Source organism: Odoribacter sp. N15.MGS-14 (assembly GCF_000980245.1).
In the GTDB taxonomy this organism is placed as follows: domain Bacteria; phylum Bacteroidota; class Bacteroidia; order Bacteroidales; family Marinifilaceae; genus Odoribacter; species Odoribacter splanchnicus.
Window position 1 is genome coordinate 1 of sequence record NZ_LARE01000173.1, and the last position, 885, is coordinate 885.

Genomic DNA, 885 nt, shown 5'->3' on the forward strand with positions numbered 1-885 from the left:
TTTCACTTCCTGCAAATTTTTTCCTCCATAGGTCAGGGATTTTTCACCGACCCGCACAATACCGAAAATCATCTTTTCTTCCTCGTCATACTCCTCATAACCCTGATAACCTTTGTATTTCAAGCCGCATAAGAAATCAAGCAAATAGGCAAAACGGCCTTGACGTGCCGCCCGGTATGGCCGGACCACAAAACCTCTACCCGGGGAGAAACTCATCAACTGCTCGCTGCCGTCCGGTACAAGCAGGACAAACTGATTTTCACCACAAACCTCATCGTATGCCTTCATCGTCACCACCAGCCCATCGTTCCACATACCCAGGACATACATCTCGAAAGCCCCCAGATCCGCGGTCGCCTGAACGGTATCCGAGACATCACAAACCAGGGTATAATTCCCCAGGCAAAAACGATCATAACAAACAGAAAACTCTTTCATCGCCGATCATTACTTATTTAATTTTTCTACAAAGCTCGCCGGAATATTAACCATGGCACACCCCAGCATATCGATACGTACCAACACCTTCGTCACTCCCTTGTGTCTGATCAGTTCACCTTCCATCCCCCTCAGCGAACCTTTCACCACCCTGACCAAATCACCGGCCTTTATATTTTCATTGGTCATTTCCACTGCCTCTTCCGAGAAATCCAGCAAAAAACGGAAGTCCTCCATCTGTTTATCCGGAATCACAGCAGCCCCCGCCTCTCCCTTCAGCCTCAGAAAAGCCACCACCCCCTTCGTCTGTAGCACCTTCACCTGCTCCTGACGGCCTACCCGCACAAAAACCAACCCCGCAATCACCGGCACCACCACCCGCGACTTCCGGTACGTCCACTGCCTCAACACCGTCTGTACCGGCAAAAAACACTCCACACCCAGCTC

At 50.5% G+C, this 885-nt stretch carries 2 protein-coding genes; both read right to left on the minus strand.

Annotated features, from left to right (window positions below; all coding sequences use genetic code 11):
- A partial coding sequence (locus WS34_RS14900) for a hypothetical protein (RefSeq protein ID WP_046405802.1) occupies nt 1-438 on the minus strand: 438 nt, incomplete at its 3' end.
- Nucleotides 439-447: 9 nt separating this feature from the next.
- Nucleotides 448-885: UpxY family transcription antiterminator (locus WS34_RS14905; protein WP_046405803.1), on the minus strand; the 438-nt coding region annotated here is incomplete at its 5' end.